This window comes from Caulobacter rhizosphaerae (assembly GCF_010977555.1).
GTDB lineage: Bacteria > Pseudomonadota > Alphaproteobacteria > Caulobacterales > Caulobacteraceae > Caulobacter > Caulobacter rhizosphaerae.
Window position 1 is genome coordinate 4,648,309 of record NZ_CP048815.1, and the last position, 18,839, is coordinate 4,667,147.

General features: G+C 69.8%; 11 protein-coding genes. 6 read left to right on the forward strand and 5 right to left on the reverse strand.

The features are described from left to right. The first annotated feature begins 38 nt into the window (after positions 1–38). The 3 genes from G3M57_RS21195 (at position 39) to G3M57_RS21205 (ending at position 6,871) form a co-directional block, all read left to right on the forward strand. Positions 39–2,750 (forward strand): exo-rhamnogalacturonan lyase family protein, encoded by a 2,712-nt coding sequence (locus tag G3M57_RS21195; RefSeq protein WP_163232831.1) that lies wholly within the window; start codon positions 39–41, stop codon positions 2,748–2,750. Positions 2,751–2,900: 150 nt separating this feature from the next. Continuing rightward, positions 2,901–6,143, forward strand: coding sequence for an autotransporter outer membrane beta-barrel domain-containing protein (locus G3M57_RS21200; RefSeq protein ID WP_163232833.1), 3,243 nt, complete (start codon positions 2,901–2,903; stop codon positions 6,141–6,143). Between the two features lie 2 nt (positions 6,144–6,145). Then, positions 6,146–6,871 carry a response regulator gene (locus G3M57_RS21205; protein WP_163232835.1) on the forward strand — a complete coding sequence of 242 codons (726 nt, stop codon included), beginning with the start codon at positions 6,146–6,148 and terminating at the stop codon, positions 6,869–6,871. Between the two features lie 40 nt (positions 6,872–6,911). Here the strand turns inward: G3M57_RS21205 and G3M57_RS21210 are convergent, their stop codons facing one another. After that, a complete protein-coding gene (locus tag G3M57_RS21210) occupies positions 6,912–8,228 on the reverse strand; it encodes an oxygenase MpaB family protein (RefSeq protein ID WP_163232837.1) in 1,317 nt (438 codons plus the stop codon). A 125-nt stretch (positions 8,229–8,353) separates the two neighbouring features. Here G3M57_RS21210 and G3M57_RS21215 point away from each other — a divergent pair, with 125 nt between their 5' ends. The 3 genes from G3M57_RS21215 (at position 8,354) to G3M57_RS21225 (ending at position 11,826) form a co-directional block, all read left to right on the forward strand. Beyond that, positions 8,354–8,953: a TetR/AcrR family transcriptional regulator gene (locus G3M57_RS21215; RefSeq protein WP_163232839.1), complete on the forward strand. Its 600-nt coding sequence runs from the start codon at positions 8,354–8,356 to the stop codon at positions 8,951–8,953. Positions 8,954–9,127: 174 nt separating this feature from the next. Next, positions 9,128–9,859, forward strand: a complete 732-nt coding sequence (locus G3M57_RS21220) for a response regulator (RefSeq protein ID WP_235525745.1) — start codon at positions 9,128–9,130, stop codon at positions 9,857–9,859. A gap of 71 nt (positions 9,860–9,930) precedes the next feature. After that, the gene (locus G3M57_RS21225) at positions 9,931–11,826 is read left to right on the forward strand and encodes an ATP-binding protein (protein WP_163232841.1); all 1,896 of its coding nucleotides are present in this window, start codon (positions 9,931–9,933) and stop codon (positions 11,824–11,826) included. A gap of 8 nt (positions 11,827–11,834) precedes the next feature. Here the strand turns inward: G3M57_RS21225 and G3M57_RS21230 are convergent, their stop codons facing one another. From G3M57_RS21230 to G3M57_RS21245, 4 genes are all read right to left on the reverse strand, one after another. Then, entirely contained in the window at positions 11,835–13,325 is a 1,491-nt protein-coding gene (locus G3M57_RS21230; RefSeq protein ID WP_163232843.1) for a tryptophan halogenase family protein, read from the reverse strand. A 19-nt stretch (positions 13,326–13,344) separates the two neighbouring features. Further along, positions 13,345–14,376, reverse strand: a complete 1,032-nt coding sequence (locus tag G3M57_RS21235) for a cupin-like domain-containing protein (protein ID WP_163232845.1) — start codon at positions 14,374–14,376, stop codon at positions 13,345–13,347. A 14-nt stretch (positions 14,377–14,390) separates the two neighbouring features. Then, positions 14,391–15,104, reverse strand: coding sequence for a SapC family protein (locus G3M57_RS21240; protein WP_163232847.1), 714 nt, complete (start codon positions 15,102–15,104; stop codon positions 14,391–14,393). 129 nt (positions 15,105–15,233) lie between these two features. After that, the gene (locus tag G3M57_RS21245; protein WP_163232849.1) at positions 15,234–18,341 is read right to left on the reverse strand and encodes a TonB-dependent receptor; all 3,108 of its coding nucleotides are present in this window, start codon (positions 18,339–18,341) and stop codon (positions 15,234–15,236) included. Between the last annotated feature and the right edge of the window lie 498 nt (positions 18,342–18,839).

Consider the following 18,839-nt stretch of genomic DNA (forward strand, 5'->3'; position numbering starts at 1 on the left):
CAGCGGCGCCGAAGGCGGCGCGCAGGAGGAAGCGCGCCATGAACTCTCCCACCCGACGTGAGGTGCTGGCCCAGACCGCGTTGGCCGGCGCTGTGGCCGGCCTGGCGGGCCCAGCGCTGGCCGCCAGCCCCGCCCCGGCCGCCTCCGCCAAGCCCCTGCCGCCGACCCAGGCGGTGTGGATCGACGGCGCGCCGCCGCCCCTGAACGCCGGCCAGACCTGGGGCGTGCCCTGGCCGCAAGGCGCCTATCCCCGCAAGCAGGCGTTCCGCGCCAAGGCGGCGGACGGCTCGCCCGTGGCCCTGCAGACCTGGCCGATCGCCTACTGGCCGGACGGTTCGCTGAAATGGACCGCCCACGCGGTCGGGGCCGGCCCACTGGGCGCGAGCCTGACGATCGAGCTTGGCAAGGCCGTCACCGGCGCCCCTGGCGTCCGCGTGACTGAGAGCCCGGCGGCCGTCGAGGTCTCGGCCGGCCTGGCGACCTGGCGCTTCCCCCGCGACGGCTCGGCCCTGATCGCTTCCGCAACCCGGGGCGGCCGCGAGGTGCTGCGCAACGTCCGCCTGGTGCTGCAGACCCAGGACGCGCCCGAGATCGACAGCGCGCCGGTGGGCCGCAAGACCTTCGAGAGCGTGGTCGACAAGGTGGCGGTCGAGCAAAACGGACCGGTCCGCGCGGTGATCCGCCTCGAGGGTCGGCACAAGGGTGGCGACCGCGCCTGGGCCCCGTTCATCGTCCGGTTCTACGCCTATGCCGGCGCGGACTCGCTGCGAATGATGCACACCTTCATCTTCGACGGCGACGCGGCCAAGGACTTCGTCTGCGGCCTCGGCGTCACCGTCGACGTGCCGATGGCGGACGAGCTCTACGACCGCCACGTCCGCTTCACCGGCCAGGACAGTGGCCTTTGGGCCGAGGCGGTCAAGCCGCTGACCGGCCTGCGCCGCGATCCGGGCGCGGCGTTTCGGGACGCCCAGATCGCCGGCCGCAAGGTCCCGCCCGCCGACCAGATGGCCGCACCGGTCCGCGCCGGCCTGCACCTGATCCCGGCCTGGGGCGACTTCCTGCTGTCGCAGCCGACGGCCGACGGCTTCACCATCCGCAAGCGCACCGCCCCGGGCCACGCCTGGATCCATTCGGACGGCGGCGGACGGGCCAGCGGCGTGGCCTATGTGGGCGGGGCCAGCGGCGGGGCGGCGATCGGCCTGGGCAATTTCTGGCGCGCGCCGCCGACGGCTCTGGAGATCCAGGGCGCGGCCGGCGAGGTCGCCCGGCTGACCGCCTGGCTGTGGTCACCCGACGCCCCGGTGATGGACACCCGCTTCTATCACGACGGCCTGGGCATGGAGACCCACGCCCAGGAGACCGAAGGCCTCAACATCACCTACGAGGACTACGAGAAGGACTGGGGCACGCCCACCGGCATCGCCCGCACGACGGAGCTGCGGCTCTGGGCCCTGGACACGACCCCGGCCCGCGACGCCTTCCCCGCCATGGCGCAACTCAACGACAAGCCGCCGCGACTGATGGCGACGCCTGAGCGGATCCACGCCGCCAACGTCCTGGGGGCCTGGAGCCTGCCGGACCGCAGCACGCCGCAGAAGGCCCGGATCGAGGATCGCCAGGACCATCTGCTGAACTTCTATCTGGGCCAGATCGCCCAGCGTCGCTGGTACGGCTTCTGGGACTATGGCGACGTCATGCACAGCTACGATGTCGACCGCCACGTCTGGCGCTACGACATCGGCGGCTTCGCCTGGGACAATTCTGAACTGTCGACAGACCTGTGGCTGTGGCTGAGCTATCTGCGCGGCGGCCGGGCCGACGTGTTCCGCATGGCCGAGGCCATGACCCGCCACACCGGCGAGGTCGACGTCTATCACGTCGGGCCCTACCGGGGCCTGGGCACCCGGCACGGGGTGCAGCACTGGGGCGACAGCTCCAAGCAGCCCCGGGTCAGCAACGCCATCTACCGCCGCATCTACTACTACCTGACCGCCGACGAGCGGGTCGGCGACCTGATGCGCGACCTGGTCGACGGCGACGAGGCCCTGACCCGGGTCAATATCGGCCGCAAGCTGGAGGACGGCGCCTGGCCCAAGGGCGAGATCCGCGCCTCGTTCGGCACCGACTGGAGCTCGCTGTGCGGCGCCTGGTTCACCGAGTGGGAGCGCACCGGCGACGTACGCTGGCGCGACCGGATCCTGGCCGGCATGAAGTCGATCGCCGCCCTGCAGAAGCAGTGGTTCGCCGGGGCCGCCACCTACGACGTCAAGACGGGCACGTTCTCCGGCGCGGGCGACAAGATGTCGGTCGGCCACCTGAACGCCGCGTTCGGCGCGCCCGAGATCCACGTCGAGATGCTGGCCCTGATCCGCGAGCCCGCCTACGACAAGGCCTGGCTGGACTATTGCCGCTGGTACAACGCCCCGCGCGCCGAGCAGATCGCCCAGTTCGGCCGGCCGCTGGGCGCCAACGGCCTGCGTCAGGGCCATTCCCGGCTGACGGCCTATGCCGCCTGGCGGCTGGGCGACAAAGCCCTGGGCGAACGGGCCTGGACCGAGTTCTTCGGCCGCGGCGTGGTCGAGGACCTGAACCTGTCGACCGCCACCAAACACTTCGCGGGCTCTGACGTGCTCAATCCCATCGACGAGGCGGCCGGGGTCACCACCAACGGCACGGCCCAATGGGGCCTGGCGGCGATCATGAACCTGGCGCTGGTTCCGGAGGCGTTGCCGACAAGCGGGGGCTAGATTGGCGCCTCTTCCCACAGGGGAGGGTCGACACACTGCCGAAACATAGCGTCGGCTACGAACACCTCAGCTTATCGGCGTCGATACCTGGGGGTCATCCGCCAGCCACGGCGGCGCTCTAGGCAAGTACGGCTCACATCAAGGCCGTCCATGTCCCGCAAACTTCTCGCCTCGGCCGCCCTGGCCCCCCTGCTGCTCAGCGCAGGGGGCGCGGCGGCCGAGACCCAGGTGACCAGCAGTTCACGCACCACGCCGATCGCCACGTCGACGGCCGCGTCCGGGGCCGCCGACGACGTCAAGATCACCAGCGACGGCGCGATCACGCTCAGCGCCTCGGGCCCCATCGCCACGCTCGACAGCGACAACACCCTGACCAACGCCGGCGCACTGTCCAGCGTCGGCGTCTCGGACTCCATCGGCGTGCTGGTCTTGGGCGGTCACGCCGGGACCCTGCTGAACAGCGCCACGATCAGCCTGACCGAGGACTACACCTATACCGACGACGACAGCGACGGCGACTATGACGGCGCCTTCGCCAAGGGCTCGGGTCGCTACGGGATCCGCCTGACCGGCACCACCCCCTTCGTCGGGACCATCACCAACGATTCGACGGGCGCGATCACCATCGAGGGCAACGACTCGGCGGGCGTCAGCCTGGAAGCGCCCCTGACCGGCTCGCTGGTCCATAGCGGTTCGATCAGCGTCACCGGCGACCGCAGCTACGGGATCCATACCACCGGGACGATCAGCGGCGGCCTGACCAGCAACGGCTCGATCAGCGTGCTGGGCGGCGGCAGCGTCGGCCTGGCGGTCGACGGTGACGTCGGCGGCGCGGTGGTCATCCAGGGCTCGGTCTATTCGACCGGCTACCGGGTCACCTCGCGCTATTCCGATCCCGCCGACGAGGCCCTGCTGGACGCCGACGACCTGCTGCAGGGCGGCGGCGGCGTGAAGGTCACGGCCGACGTGGCCGGCGGCGTTCTGCTGGACGCGCCGCCCACCGACACCAACGATGACACCTCCGACGACGAGGACGGCGACGGCGTCACCGACAGCAGCGAGGGCACGGCCTCGGTCACCGCCTACGGCTCGGCCCCGGCCCTGCGGGTCGGTTCGGACACCCGCGCGGTGACCCTGGGCGCGGTCGGGACCGGCGACGACGCCTACGGCCTGATCATCAGGGGCTCGGTGACGGCGGCCGGCGTCCATGACGGGATCAGCGCCACCGGCGTCCAACTGGGCGGCGACACGGGGCTGTCGACGATCGTCACCGGCGGGGTGAGGCTGACCGGCTCGATCTCGGCCAGCGCCTACGAGGGCGACGCGGTCGGGCTGAAGCTGAACGCCGGCGCCACGGCCGACACCCTGTGGAACACCGGCTCGCTCGCCGCCTCGGTCACCGGCGACACCGCCGTCACCGCCAAGGCCCTGAGCATCGCGGCCGGGGCCGGCATGACCAGCGTGACCAACGCCGGGACGATCAGCGCCACCGTCGCCGGCGAGGGCGGGTCGTCCTACGCCATCATCGACGACAGCGGCGGGCTGAAGACCGTCACCAACACCGGCAGGATCACCGCCTATGTCGTCGCCACCGACGATGAATACGACACCGACGACACCGACACCGACGCCAGCAACGAGGTCGTCTACGGCACGGCGACGGCCATCGACGTCTCGAAGAACACCACCGGCGTGACCATCGTCCAGAGCGGCGTCAATGACGGCGACGACGGCGATGACGGGGTGGCCGACGCCGACGCGGACGGCGACGGTGTGGACGACGCCGACGAGCCGCTGATCCGCGGCAGGGTGCTGTTCGGCTCCGGCGCCGACAGCCTGTCGATCCTGAACGGCGGCCTGATCGGCGACGTCTCGTTCGGCGCGGGCGCCGACCGCCTGACCATCGACGGCACGGGCTACATGATCGGCGCCCTGACCGACAGCGACGGCCTGTTGGATATCCGGATCGGCGACGGCTCGCTGGGCCTGACCAACACCGAGACCATCAAGGCCACCAGCCTGACCCTGGGCGCCGACAGCACGCTGGTGTTCTCGATCGACCCCACCGCCGGGACCCAGACCAAGCTGGTGGTCGACACCGCCACGATCGAGACCGGCGCCACCCTGGGCCTGAACTTCAAGAGCCTGCTGACCGCCCCGACTACCTATACCGTGATCCAGGCCGGCAGCCTGATCGCCGGGACGATCAACCAGGACCTGCTGGGCCACACCTCCTACCTGTATGTCGCCAACGCCTATGCCTCGGGCAACGACATCGACATCGACGTGCGGCGGCGCACGGCCTCGGAAGCTTCGATGTCGCGCAGCCAGACCAGCGCCTATGACGCGGTGTTCGCGGCCCTGTCGAACAACACCGACGTCGCCGGCGCCTTTCTGAACCAGAGCACCCGCGACGGCTTCTTCAACCTCTATGACCAGATGCTGCCCAGCCAGGGCGAGGGGCTGTTCTCGGCCCTGCAAACCGTGCAGCAGCAGATCTCGGCGGCCACGGCCAACCGGCCAGACCTCGGCGACCGCTACGGCCCCGACAGCGTCTGGGTGCAGGAGATCAACGCCTTGGTCCGCCGCGAGGATGGGGACACCCAGGGCTCCGACACCCAGGCCCTGGGCATGGTGGCCGGCTACGAGGCCATGGGCGACGCCGGCGGGGCGCTGGGGGTCACCCTGGCCGCGGTCAGCCTGGAAGAGCACGACACCGTAGCCAAGGCCGGCGAGAAGACCACCGCCTCAATGCTGCAGGCCGGCCTCTACTGGCGCCGGTCGGTCGGCGGCTGGCGTTTCAACCTGGGCGGCGGGGTCGGCTACAGCCGCTTCAACGGCGACCGGACCTTCCTCAGCGAGGACGTCGACGGGAACGGCGCGGCGGACGTCAAGCTGACCAACACCGCCGCCTGGAATGGCATGGTCGCCAACGCCTTCGCGGGTCTGGCCTACGAAGCGCGACTGGGCGAGGTCTATCTACGGCCCGAGGCTCGGCTGGACTATGTCTGGCTGTGGGAAGGCGAGCGCAAGGAGCATGGCGGCGGCTCGGGCTTCGACCTGACCGTGGCTTCGCGGCAGGCCGACAACCTCAGCGGCGACCTGGGCCTGGTGCTGGGCAGGCAGTACGGCAAGGACGTCTGGGTGCGGCCCGAGCTGCGGGTCGGCTATCGCCAGACCCTGGCCGGGGCCATGGGCGACACCATCGCCAGCTTCGCGGGCGGGACGCCGTTCACCCTGGCCGCCTCTGGCGACGAGACCGGCGCGGTCACCCTGGGCTTCGCCCTCCGCGCCGGCTCGAACCTGTCCTACCTGGCCTTGGAAGGCGGGGCCGAGGCCTCGCGCAAGCAGACCAAGTACACCCTGCGGCTGAGCGGAAGGGCGATGTTCTGACCATGGACAAGCGCATCCTGATCCTCGACGGCGACCCCGTCGCCCGCCACGACATGACGGGGCTTCTCTCCGGCTACGGTCTGACGGCCTTGGGGGCTGGAAGCGCCCACGAGATGGAGCAGATCCTGCGCGAAACCCAGGTCAACCTGGTGATGCTGGACATGATGCTGCCCGACGCCTCGGGGCTGTCGGTCTGTTCGCGCCTGCTCCGCCTGCCCGCCCCGCCGGCGATCATGGTGGTCTCGGACTCCGGCGAGGAATGCGACGTCGTGGTGGGCCTGGAGTTCGGGGCCGACGACTATGTGGTCAAGCCTTACCGCCCACGCGAGCTGCTGGCCCGGGTCAGGGCGGTGCTGCGCCGCCACGACGACGCGCGCCATGACGAGTCGGCCCGCGCGACCCCGGCCGTCTATGGGTTCGACGGCTGGCGGCTGAATGTCGCCACCCAGGACCTGTTCGATCCGCGCGACCGGCCCGTGCCGCTGTCGACCGCCGAGTTCCTGGTGCTGTGGGCGCTGGTCGACAAGCCCAACCAGGTCCTGACCCGCGACGCCCTGCGCCAGGGCCCGCCCGACGCCCATGCCCGACCGGCGCCGCAGCAGGTCAATGTCGCCATCAGCCGGTTGAGGAGCAAGCTCGACCGCATCGACGGCGGCGCCGGGCTGATCCGCACCATCCGCCACCTGGGCTACATCTTCGCGGCCCGCGTGGAGCGGGTGGAGGGCTGAGACCCGCTCGCCGCCCCGCCTCGGATGTCGGGCCGACGATCTAGGCCGCCGCCTGCGCCGGCCGGTACCGCGTGGCGTCGGTCACGTATTCGGCATGGCCGTAACGGACCAGCAGTCGGCGCACCCGGCGTTCCAGAACGGCGTCGGCCGCCCGGCGCAGACCCGGAACCTGGAGCGCGACGTCGAAGGCTGCCATCCGCATCGTCACGCCCACGGCCACCACCGTGAAGACCAGCCGGTCGGCCAACCCGACCTCGACGCCCATTCGCGCCGCCGCCGCCCGGTCGCCCCGCATGAAGTGGCGCAGAAAGAAGGCCTTGGCGAAACGCCGTTCGACACGGTCGTGCAGGCGGTTGGGCAGGGAGCGGTCGGGCGGCAGGTAGGCCGCCAGGGTGGCGCGGATCAGCGCGCCGCAGGTTTGGTCGTCGAAGCCTTGGCGCAGGGTGGAGTCGCGGGCGGTCATGGTCCGCACGATCCCCTCGGGCGTGTCGGCCAGCAGGTCGCGCGGCAGGCCCAGCAGAAAGCAGCGGTAGCGCGCCAGCTCGACCTTGGCCCGCTCCTGGGCGGTGAACCGGCGGCGGCCCTGGCGCAGCATCTTGAACGCCATCAGGTAGATCGGGATCAGGCCGGCCGGCATCTGATCGACCTGGGGGATCGGCACGCCGTAGACCGACGCGTCCCAGCGACCCGACCGCAGCGCATTGAACCGCACCATCGAGTGCATCAGCCGCACCATGGCCGCCGCCTTGAACCCGGCGCCGTGGCGCTCCAGCGCGCCGGGCAGCACCGTGGTGGTGAAGAAGGTCGCGGTCTCGTTGACCCGCCGGGCGGCGCTGGCGTTGGTCAGGGTCCCGGTCAGGGCCATGGGCAGGGCCGAGTATTTGTTCAGGAAGGTGGCCACGAATGCGCTGCGGATCGCGAACGGCGCCAAGTGGGCCATGACGTTGAGCTCCAGCCGCGCCCCCTCGCGCACCAGGTCCATGTCGATCCAGTCGGGCCGGGCCTCCATGTCGGCGATGAAGGCGGCCAACTGCGGCGGCGCCGAGGCCACCGCCTCGACGCCGTGCTCGCAGGCCGCGACCAGCATGTCGATCAGCCGGCGAAAGCCGTATTGCGGGATCAGGGCGGCATAGGCGTCGGCGACCACGTCGCCCAGCATCGTATAGGCCTGGATCCGGTCCAGGTCGTCCTGGGTCACCGCCACGCCCAGCGGCGCGCGGTCGCGCACCACGGCCTTGGAGGCGTCCAGCGTGAAGCGCTCCGGCGCGGCGTCGAAATCGACGGCGCCGTACAGCGCCGGCAGCAGCGTCTTCTGCGACGCCACCTTGGCGCGGACCTGGTCGATGGAGAGGCTCATCGGCGCTCCTGAGCTTGCCGCCGCGACGGGCGGCTCTGGTGTCGGCGCAAAGGTTATGTAAGCGTCGTTCAGGTTCCTACTCGCCTTCTCGCGACGTGGGTCGGGCGCCGCACCAGGGGTGGCAAGTGACTGAAAGACAACGCAGAACGCCGCGTCAGGCCCGCTCGGAATCGACGATCGACGCGATCCTGGACGCGACCTTTCAACTTCTCGAGGCCGACGGGATCGACCGGCTGACGACCAATCGCATCGCCGAACGGGCCGGGGTCAGCATCGGCACGCTCTACCAGTACTTCGCCGGCAAGCACGACATCCTGGCCGCACTGGCCCAGCGCCGCGCCGCCAGCGTCCGTGACGCCATCGCCGAGACGGTGATCGAGCGCCCGGACATCGGCAGCGTACGGGCGATCGTCCGGTCTCTGATGAAGGGCGTGGAGGGCTCGCCCGCCACCGGCCAGGTGCTGTTCGAGGCCCTGTTCCAGAAGGGCAAGGACGGGATGCTGGCGCACCACCACCAAGCCTTCCTGGCGGCCATCGCCGGCCGGGCGCGGCTGGAGATCGCCTTGACCAACGAGTCGGCCTTCGTCCTGACCCACGCCGCGGTTGGCCTGCTGCGCGCCGCGGCGGCCGAACCCGACCTGGCGCTGGATCCGGCCAAGCTGGAGGACGAACTGGTCCGGCTGATGGAAGCCTATGTCGCGGCGCTGGCGCAGGGGCCGCGATAGCCCCCGGCCTTTTGGGGCGCGCCGCCCGCACGGCGCGAATGTTTCGCTCCAATGCCGTCCTGTTTCGGCCCGATACAAACCGGCGCCAAAAAGGACGCGGGGAAGCCTGACAGTCCGGATCTCCGCGCCGCTTCGCCCATGGCCAAGGTCCAGGCGCGAACATAATCTGGCTGTATGTCCGCCGTCATGACCCTGAACGCCCTCGCCGAGACCGCCACCGTCCTGCTGGTCGAGGACGACGACGTCCTGCGCGCGGAGATGGCCGGCTATCTGGCCGGCCAGGGCTATACCGTGCGCCAGGCCGCCGACGTGCCCGCGGCCCGCCAGGTGCTGGAGACCCGTCCCATCGACGTGCTGGTGCTGGACGTCAACCTGCCGGGCGAGAACGGCCTGTCGCTGTGCCGCCAGGTGTCGGGGACCGACGGGCCGGCGATCCTGCTGCTCAGCGCCCTGGGCGACCCGGTCGACCGCATCGTCGGGCTGGAACTGGGCGCCGACGACTACGTGGTCAAGCCGATCCCCCCGCGCGAGCTGCTGGCCCGGGTCAAGGCCCTGCTGCGGCGCCGGGCGGGCGGCAAGGGTCCGCGCAGCCACGTGCGGCTGTTCGCCGGCTTCCGCCTGGACGCCGCCGCCCGCCAGCTGACCGCGCCCAACGGCGTGCTGCTGCTGCTGACCCCCGGCGAGTTCACCATCCTGTCGACCCTGGCCGACCATGCCCGCTCGGTGGTGTCGCGCGACGAGCTCCTGACCATCATCGCCGGCGAGACGGTCGAGAACCTCGGCCGCCGTGTCGACCTGCATATCAGCCGCCTGCGTCGCAAGATCGAGGCCCAGTCCGAGCAGCCCCTGATCCGCACCTATCGGGGCATGGGCTACATGCTGGACGCCAAGGTCACGCTGGAGTGACGGCCTGGGGACGCCTTGCGGGAAGGGTCTTCCCGCGCCGGTGGCCCAGCCCGCCAATCGCCGTCCAGGTGATGGCCCTGCTGCTGGCCGGGCTGGTGGCGGCCCAGACGGTGACCCTGGGGTTGACCGTGCTGCTGCCGCCGGCCCCGCCGATGCACCACAGCCTGGCCGACATCGCCGCCGGCCTGCGCGGGGCCGTGCCCGACGACGACGCAGACCGCCCCCTGGTCCGCACGGTCGAGACCCAGCCGCCCAGCCTGCAGAGCCCCGGCTGGGTGGCCTCCGAAGCCGCCCGCGCCGACCTCGCTCGCCTGCTGGACGCGCCGCGCGACGACGTCCGCCTGCTGTTCTACGCCCCGCCGCCGTTCGCCGGCGCCGAGAGCCGCCGCCCCGGACGCTCGCCTCTAGCCCTGCTGCTGACCACCTACGCCGAGGCTCAGACCCTGCCGCCGGGCCTCGGGCCGGGCGGGATCGGCGGTCCGGGCGACGGCATGGGGCCGATCGGGCCGGGAATGGGCGGCGTCCAGATCCGCCAGGGCTTTCCGTCCGACGGAGGGATGCGCGCCGCCACCGGCCAGCGCGTCTTCCAGGCCGGCGACCCGGGCGGCCAGCGGATCTTCAGCTATTCCCCGTCCGCCGCGGCGGCCGGGCGCTCGGCTGACCCGCTATTCGCCGCGCCGTTCCGTTCGCGGGCGACCACGGCCCTGCCCGACTCGCTGCGGGGACCGGCCCCGCCCGCCCCGCCCCTGGATCCGGTCGCCGACGCCGTCGCCCGCGAGCCGACCCTGAAGCGCCCGCCGCCGCCCCAGCCCCTGACCGCGGCCGCTCCGGTCGTCGAGCCTGTCCAGGCCGCGCCGCACGTCGCCCTCCCTGCGCCCTCGCCAACGCCGGCCAAGCCCCAGCCCGGGCCCGAGCCCGAGGCGACGGTCGGCCGCCCGCTGGCCGCGCCGGCGGCGCGCAGCCTGTTCGGCCTGGCCCCGCCGCCCTTCATCGAAGGCGACTTCGTGGCCGCCCTGCGCGTCGGTCCAAACCAGTGGGCGACCCTGCGCCCCCGACCCGAGGCCTTCCCCAACAGCTGGCAGCGCCGGGTGCTGATGTGGTTCGCCCTGTCCCTGGCGGTGGTGGCGCCACTGGGCTGGATCTTCGCCCGCCGTCTGGCCGCGCCCCTGGCCGGCTTCGCCGCCGCCGCCGAGCAGTTGGGCCGCGACCCGGCCTCGCCAGTCATCGTCGCCGACGGTCCCGCCGAGATCGGCCGCGCCGCCCGGGCCTTCAACGCCATGCAGGGACGTCTGAGCCGCTACATCACCGATCGCACCGCGATGATCGGCGCCATCTCGCACGACCTGCGCACGCCCCTGGCCCGCCTGCGCTTCCGCCTGGAGCGCGCCTCGCCGTCGCTGCGCCGCGAGATCGGCCAGGACCTGGACCAGATGGAGGCGATGATCACCTCGGTGCTGGCCTTCATGCGCGAGGACGCCGAGGCCGGCGCCCGCCAGCGGGTCGACCTGCGCTCGCTGCTGGAATGCGTGATCGACGAGGCCGAGGTCACCGGCGGCGACGTGGCGCTGGAGCCCGGCGAACCGGCCGAGGTCGAGGTGTCAGTGCTGGGCCTGCAGCGGGTCTTCGCCAATCTCCTCGACAACGCCGTCAAGTATGGTGACAGCGCCCGGGTCGCCCTGCACGTCGAGGGCGACGAGACGGTGGTCGAGATTCGCGATAGCGGGCCGGGCCTGGAACCCGAAGACCTGGAGCGGGTGTTCACGCCCTTCTACCGCGGCGTCGAGGCCCGCGGCTCCAGCAAGCAGGGCGTGGGCCTGGGCCTCAGTTCCGCCCGCTCCATCATCCGCGCCCACGGCGGCGACATCCGGCTGAGCCTGCCGGGCGAGGGCCTGCTGGTGCAGGTGCGCCTGCCGCTGGTCGGAACCGCGGAGGTCCGGCCGCCGGCGCGGCTGCAGGCGGCGGAGTAGCGGCCGGATCAGGCGGCCGCGACGCCGCAGTATCGGTCGAGGAAGGCCTGGTGGTTCGGCAGGCTGCCGACCGCGCGGGCGATGTTGCCGCTCAGGTCGGCCAGAGCGGCGCGCAGTTGCTCGGGCGGCATCAGGCGGCCCATCTGGTGGTGGGCGACCGGCTCCAGCCGCTGGCCCAGCATCACCTGCAACCAGGAATCGACCTGGAACAGCTCGCCCGGAGCCTGGAAGGCCTGGGCGCTCTCGTGGAACAGGGCGATGCGCTGGGCCAGGCTGTCGGGGATGTCCATGGTCCGGCAACGGTCCCAGAACGGGCTGTCGGTCCGCTCGGTCAGCTTGTAGTGCAGGATGATGAAGTCGCGGATCTTCTCCAGCTCGTCGACGGCCTGCTGATTGTAGCGAGCGACGACGGCGTCGCTGACCCCGCCGAACGGGAACAGCTGCATCAGCCGCGTCACCCCGATCATGATCAGGTGGATCGAGGTCGATTCCAGCGGTTCCACGAAGCCGCTGGCCAGGCCCAGGGCGATGCAGTTCTTCGACCAGGTCTTGCGCCGTCGGCCCGTGCGGTAGCGGATCACCCGCGGCTCGATCAGCCGCTCGCCGTCCAGCGCGCCCAGCAGGGTCTCGCGGGCCTGGTCGTCGGACATGTAGTCGTCGCAGTACACCAGGCCGTTGCCCACCCGGTGCTGCAGCGGGATCTTCCAGCGCCAGCCGGCCTGGTGGGCGATCGCGCGGGTATAGGGAACCGCCGGACCGGTCGATCGGGTCTGCACCGCCAGGGCGCTGTTGGTTGGCAGCCAATGGCTCCAATCCTCGTATCCTGCCTTCAGGGTCTGTTCGATCAGCAGGCCCCGGAAGCCCGTGCAGTCGATGAACAGGTCGCCCTCGACCCGGTCGCCGTTCTCGAGAACCAGAGCCCGGATGAAGCCGGTCTCCGGATGCTGCTCGACCTGACCGATCTTGCCCTCGATCCGCCGCACGCCCAGGCCCTCGCTCATCTGGCGCAGGAAGCCGCCATAGAGCGTGGCGTCCAGGTGATAGGCATAGTTCAGCTCGGGCCCTTCGCCGACCGAGAACCGGTCGGCAAGGGCCGCCTGCAACTCGAAACAGTAGTCACCCAACTCGCCGCCGAAGCCGGCCGCCCGGGCCTGCAGCCAGAAGTGATGGAAGCTTCCCATCCAGTTCGACTTCCCGACCTGGCCGAACGAGTGGATGTAGCGGTCGCCCACCCGGCCCCAGTCCTCGAACGAGATGCCCAGCTTGAACGTCGCCTGGGTGGCGCGCACGAAGGCTGGCTCATCGATGCCCAGGAGGGCGTTGAAGGTGCGCGCCGTGGGGATCGTCGACTCCCCCACCCCGACCGTGCCGATCTCATCGGACTCGACCAGGCTGATGTCGAGCAGCGGACCTAGCTGCCTGGCCAGCGCCGCCGCCGCCATCCAGCCCGCGGTGCCGCCCCCGGCGACGACGACCTTCTTCACGACCTGGTCCTGCATGGGGTCCCTCCGGCGGCCGTCAGCGGTTCAAGCGGTTGAGCAGATAGGCCCGCAGCCGTCGGGCCTTGCGTTCGTCCAAGGGCGAGAGGTCGCCGCGCGCCGCCTCGGGCAAGTGCGCGCCCGCCCGATCCGCGGGACCGAAGACGTAGTAGTCGAACAGTTTTTTCCAGGCCTGCTTCTCGAAATCCGGCCGGTCGCGAAGGCTGAGCAGGCCGTGCAGCAGGGTGTTCATCGGGCTGTCCATGAAGGCCGGCGCGGCGTTCCACCAGTAGTTCACCAGCACGTTGAACGGATCCAGCGCCTCGACCTGATGCCACCACAGGGCCGGATAGACCAGCACGTCGCCGGGCTCGAGCTCCGCCACCTGGGCCGCCGCCAGGGCGTCCCGAAACCTTGGGAACCGCGCAAGGTCCGGCGCGTCGAAATCGACCATGCTGACCGCCTGGCCGCCGGGCGTGGGGTCCAGCGGGCCGGGATAGAGGTTGTCCACCTGTTCGGGCGGGAGCAGCGTGAACCGCCGCCGGCCCACGGCGCAGACGGCGATGTTGTTGGACATGTCGTAATGGGCCGCCGCCACCGTGCGATTGCCGATCCAGACGCTGGCCAGAGGCGTCGCGTCGCCCAGGGCGGCGAGGTCCAGGCCCAGGTCGTTCTCGGCGCGCAGGCCGGGCAGATAGGCGTCGATGTCGCTGGAGCCGATATAGAAAGACGGACCGTCGACCACGTGCAGGTGCTGCTCGACCCGCTCCAGAAAGGCGCGCAGCGGCGCCCGCTCGGTCTGGAAGTTCAGGCGGGAGACCTCGGCGTCGTAGCCGAACCGTCCCTTGATCTCCGGCGCGCCGATATAGGCCACGAAGCGTTCGCCTCGATCGTGCTCCAGCAGATGATCCATGGCTGCGCGCGGCGAGGCCAGGCCGGCCCGCACCAGGGGCCAGTCGCGCGCCATGCCGCGGAAGATCGTCGGCCGCTGCTGGGTCAGGATCTCGTCGAAGGGGATCTGGCCGGCCGCCAGCCCCTCGACCACCGGCGTCCTGCGGGCGATGTCGATCATCGGCCCCCTCCCGCTCAAGCCGCCAGGGCCCGCTTGCGGTTCTTCAGCTCGACGAGGGTCCCGACATTGCCCAGGGACGACAGCACCCATTGGGCGGCCGCCAGGAAGCCGGCCTGATGCAGCGCCGCCAGCGCGGGGCCGTCCAGGGCGGCGAACCGCGCCTGGGAGATCGTGTAGAGGTCGGGCAGGTCGTATTGGACATGGTCGTCCAGCTTGATCTCCACGTCGACCGGTTCGACCAGCTCGGCCGCCGCCAAGGCCTCGAACATCGCCTTGCCGATCTCCAGGCCGTCATAGATCAGGCCCAGCAGGCGAGCCACGTGCTGGAGGTAGGGCGAATTGCCCCCGGCGGGCAGGAACACCGGTTCGCCCTCGCCGGCGCGAACACGCGGATGGTCCAGGTCGACATGGATCATCGGCTCGCCGTCGCGCTCGCGCAGAGCGATCGAGAACGGCCCGCGCTGCTGGACGGCGGGCACGTAGCGGGCGTTCCAGCCCCGCTGGTCAAGGAACAGATTCTCGTCGCGGTCCAGGCCCAGCAGGGCGACAGCCTGGAACGCCCCGTCGGCGTCCTTGCGGAAGAAGATCGGGTATTCGCGCTGCACCGCCTCGAACTCGGTGGGGAAGACCAGCACCTGGTTGATGTTGTCGCCGAACGCGGCGCCGTGCCCCGTGAGGACGCGCAGGTCGCCATGGTCGACATTGTTGAGCAGCACTCTGTTGGTCATGTCCGCCCTTCGCCCAAGCGACGCCTCATCGGTTCGATGCGCGGTCATTCTAGAGAAGAAAGGGCCGCTGCGAACAGCGACCCTTTCCCAATCCAGGCGGGCCCTGAGACCCGCCATCGTCCTCGTCCTTTAGAAGCGGTAGCGCGCGCCCAGCAGGAAGCGACGGTCAAGTTCCTGCGCGTACCACAGCTGGTTTTCGTCGCGCGCATAGGTACGCAGGCTCTCCTTGGTCAGGTTGATGCCCTCCAGCGAGATCGCCAGCTGGGGCGTGACGTCGTAGCTGACGTTGAAGTCCAGCTGGGCGAACGGCGCGACGAACACCGGGTTGCGCGAGCCGCCGCGATTGGTGGCCTGCAGGAACTTGTCGCGCCAGTTATAGGCCAGCCGGGCCGAGATCCCGTTCTTGTCGTAGATCAAGGTGGCGTTGGCCGTGTCGCTCAGGCCCAGCAGGGCGAACTGGTCCTCGCCCGGATCCGAGGCGATGTCGAAGCCGACGTCGCCGCGCACCAGGGTATAGGCCGCGGCGATCCCGAAGCCGGTGTCGCCGAAGAAGTGCTGGGCGGCGATTTCGAAGCCGTGGATCTTGCCGGTCTTGTTGTTGATCGGCTGGGCGACCTGGAAGTTGAACAGCGGGTCGGCCGCGTTGGGGCTGATGTCGGTATTGGCCAGGACCTGGTCGACGAAGGCCTGGTTCAGGTCTCCCGAGGGACCGCGATTGGCCTGGAACACGGCCGTGGCGGCCGCGACCGAGCCCGTGGACTGGATCAGGGACGTCATCGTGAACAGGTTGACGTCGGTCTGGTCGGCTCCGATCGTCGTCAGCGAGGCCTTGGCGTCGCCCGACCGCGTGCCGGCGGCCCCGGAGCTGGCGTCACGCAGGCCGAACAGGGTCTGGGTGAAGGTGCCGGTGCCGACGAAGTTGTTGACGCGCTTCTCGAAGAAGCCCGCCGACACATAGCTGCTGGGCTTGTAGTACCACTCGACCGAGACGTCGAAGTTGTCCGAGATCAGCGGCTGCAGTTCGGGGTTGCCACGGGTGCCCAGCGGGATGGCGCCGTTGGCGGTCGGGCGGTTGGGCGCGCCGGCCGAGACCGAGGCGAACAGGTTGCCGTAGTCAGGACGGGCGATCGTGCGGCTGAACGAGAAGCGGCCGATCAGGTCCTTGGCCAGGTCCATCTGGAAGTCCAGGGCCGGCAGCAGGTTGCTGTACTTGTTGCTGCCGGAGACGGGCGAGTAGGTGGTCGTCGTGTCGACGCGGAAGTCGTTGTCGGCCGTCCAGACGATGGCCTGCGGGGTGCGGATCAGCGAGACCGACTTCGACTTGGTCTCCTCGTAGCGCACGCCGGCCACCATGCTGGCGTTGCGGCCCGCCAGTTCGCCCTTCCAGGTCAGCTGGGCGTAGCCGGCCCAGATGTCCTCGTCGACCTTGTTGTTGTCCTGGCCGGTGACGCCCACCGCGTTGCCGCGGGCGACATAGGCTGGCGACAGGGCGTTGTAGAGGTCGATCGCGTCGGCCCGGAAGGCGATCAGCCCCGTGCCGGTCTGCTTGGGGTCGAAGTTGTCGAACCGGCAGGCCAGGCAGAACTGCTTGACCAGGCTGCCGGCGTATTGCGACACGTCGCGCGGGTTCGAGATGCCCCAGCTGCCCAGGTCCTGCTGGGTGTTGATGCTGGTCTGGCTCATCTTCGAGGTGCGGTAGTTGAAGCCGAAGTCGAAGCGGCTGCCGTTGTCGTCCAGCTCGTAGGACGCGTCGGCGCGGATCTCCTTGACCTCCTGCTGCTGGCGCTGGGCCGAGGTGCGGGCCACCTGGCTGCCCAGGTCGCCGATGTCGAGCACGCCATTGCCGTTGCCGCGCGGCAGGGCGTCGTTGATCGTCACCGACTGGATCGGGATCTTGCCGCTGTAGTCCACCGAGTGCGACGAGATGATCGGCGCGCCGATGCTGACCGAGGTCGAGCTGGTGCCGTTCGGCGCGTCGGGAGCGCTGTCGGCCTTCGAGATGTGGCCGTCCACCGAGACCTTGAAGCGGTCGTTGACGTCCCACACGCCGTTCAGGCCGAACGACTTCAGGGTGTCCTCGTTGGCCCGGTACTGCTGCTCGAAGCCGGTGTCCTTCACGCCGCTGAGGTTTTCCTGCAGGAAGACCGCCGTGGCGACCACGGGATTGTCGTCGAAGGTCACCCGGTCGAACGGCCGGTTGAACCAGTTGGTCTGGTCGTTGCGCCGCTCGTAGGTCTTGTTGCGGGCGTAGAGCGCGTCGGCCGTGATGGTCACGCTCTCGACCGGCCGCCACTGCAGGGTGGCCTGGCCGTTCAGGCGCTCGCGCTGGCCTTGCGAGAAGTGGTAGCGGCTGTCGTTGGGGATCGCCACCAGGGTGTTGGGATTGGACGGCGCGTTGGTGATCTGGGTCGCGCCGCCGTTGCGGACGAAGCCGTTGGCCGGATTGATGAAGTCGGCGTAGGTGCGGATGTTCCAGTCGTTGGAGGTGACGCTGCGGCTGGTGAAGTTGCGCTTCTGATAGCTGCCGAACAGGCTGACGCCGAATTTCTCGTCCGCGTCGGTCCAGTTCAGCAGGCCCGAGACTTCCGGCGTGTACTTGGACGTATCCTCCAGCTTCTCGTCCATGCTGGTGTCGTAGACGCCCTTGACGCCGATGCTGCCGCTGAGGCCGCTCTCGCGGGCGTCGAACGGGTGGCGGGTCTTGACGTTGATCGTGGCGCCGATGCCGCCCGACGGGATCGCCGCCCGGCCGGTCTTGTAGACCTCCAGGGTCGAGACGCCTTCCGAGGCCAGGTTCGAGAAGTCGAACGAACGGCTGGTGCCCGCCGCGAAGTCGACCGACTGGTCGCCGCCGACGGTGGAGACGTTGGCCGTGGGCATGGTGCGGCCGTTGACGGTCACCAGGTTGAAGCCGCCGCCGAAGCCGCGGACCGTGACCTGCGAGCCTTCGCCATTGCTGCGGTCGATCGACACGCCGGTGATGCGCTGCAGCGATTCCGCCAGGTTGGTGTCGGGGAACTTGCCGATGTCCTCGGCCGAGATCGCATCGACGACGCCGCTGTTGGTGCGCTTGATCTCGATCGATCGCTCCAGCGACGCCCGGATGCCGGTCACGACGATCTCGTCGACCGTGCTGTTTTCGTTGTTGGTCTGAGCCTGGGCCTGCCCGCCGGCGAACACCGCCATGGACAGCGCCAGCAAGGAGGCAGAGGTGTTCAGGCGACGGTGTCGCTTCATGGCCGTTTCCCCGCGCAAGGCCCCCACACGGAGGGCTCGGTTCTTTTTGTTTCAGCGCCGATAACTTCGCCCGGCGATTTTTTGACGATCCTCGTCAAAAACAACCGGACGTCGACAACTCCGTTAGCGGTAACATCAGTATCTGAACTCGGTCAAGCAGCCGAAAATGAATTCTGACAGCGCTGTTTTGGCTTATAATTCATACAAATGCCTCGAAAGCCAGGCAGCGCAGGCGAATTATGCCTTTTTGACGACGAAGCTTTTTTCACGCAGGCCAACCCATTGTTGCAGACCAGACACAGAGGATCGCTGCAACCGTTAGGCCTGAAAGGGATTTGAAGCTCTACCACGGAGGTCGCGCGCGGCTCTCCTCCACGCCGAGTCGCGAAGGTGCGCGAGACAAACCCCGTTGACGCAACCGGGGAGACTGTTACCGCTATCTTCGGCTTTGAGAGCCGGCGCTCTTGAACGCTTGCTCGATCCGCCCGTGGACCACTT

What these genes read in the sequence shown, in the direction of transcription:
- G3M57_RS21195 (WP_163232831.1), top strand. Translation starts at nt 39, where the DNA reads ATGAACTCTCCCACCCGACGTGAGGTGCTGGCCCAGACCGCGTTGGCC.
- G3M57_RS21200 (WP_163232833.1), top strand. Translation starts at nt 2,901, where the DNA reads ATGTCCCGCAAACTTCTCGCCTCGGCCGCCCTGGCCCCCCTGCTGCTC.
- G3M57_RS21205 (WP_163232835.1), top strand. Translation starts at nt 6,146, where the DNA reads ATGGACAAGCGCATCCTGATCCTCGACGGCGACCCCGTCGCCCGCCAC.
- G3M57_RS21210 (WP_163232837.1), bottom strand. Translation starts at nt 8,228, where the DNA reads ATGAGCCTCTCCATCGACCAGGTCCGCGCCAAGGTGGCGTCGCAGAAG.
- G3M57_RS21220 (WP_235525745.1), top strand. Translation starts at nt 9,128, where the DNA reads ATGTCCGCCGTCATGACCCTGAACGCCCTCGCCGAGACCGCCACCGTC.
- G3M57_RS21225 (WP_163232841.1), top strand. Translation starts at nt 9,931, where the DNA reads ATGGCCCTGCTGCTGGCCGGGCTGGTGGCGGCCCAGACGGTGACCCTG.
- G3M57_RS21230 (WP_163232843.1), bottom strand. Translation starts at nt 13,325, where the DNA reads ATGCAGGACCAGGTCGTGAAGAAGGTCGTCGTCGCCGGGGGCGGCACC.
- G3M57_RS21235 (WP_163232845.1), bottom strand. Translation starts at nt 14,376, where the DNA reads ATGATCGACATCGCCCGCAGGACGCCGGTGGTCGAGGGGCTGGCGGCC.
- G3M57_RS21240 (WP_163232847.1), bottom strand. Translation starts at nt 15,104, where the DNA reads ATGACCAACAGAGTGCTGCTCAACAATGTCGACCATGGCGACCTGCGC.
- G3M57_RS21245 (WP_163232849.1), bottom strand. Translation starts at nt 18,341, where the DNA reads ATGAAGCGACACCGTCGCCTGAACACCTCTGCCTCCTTGCTGGCGCTG.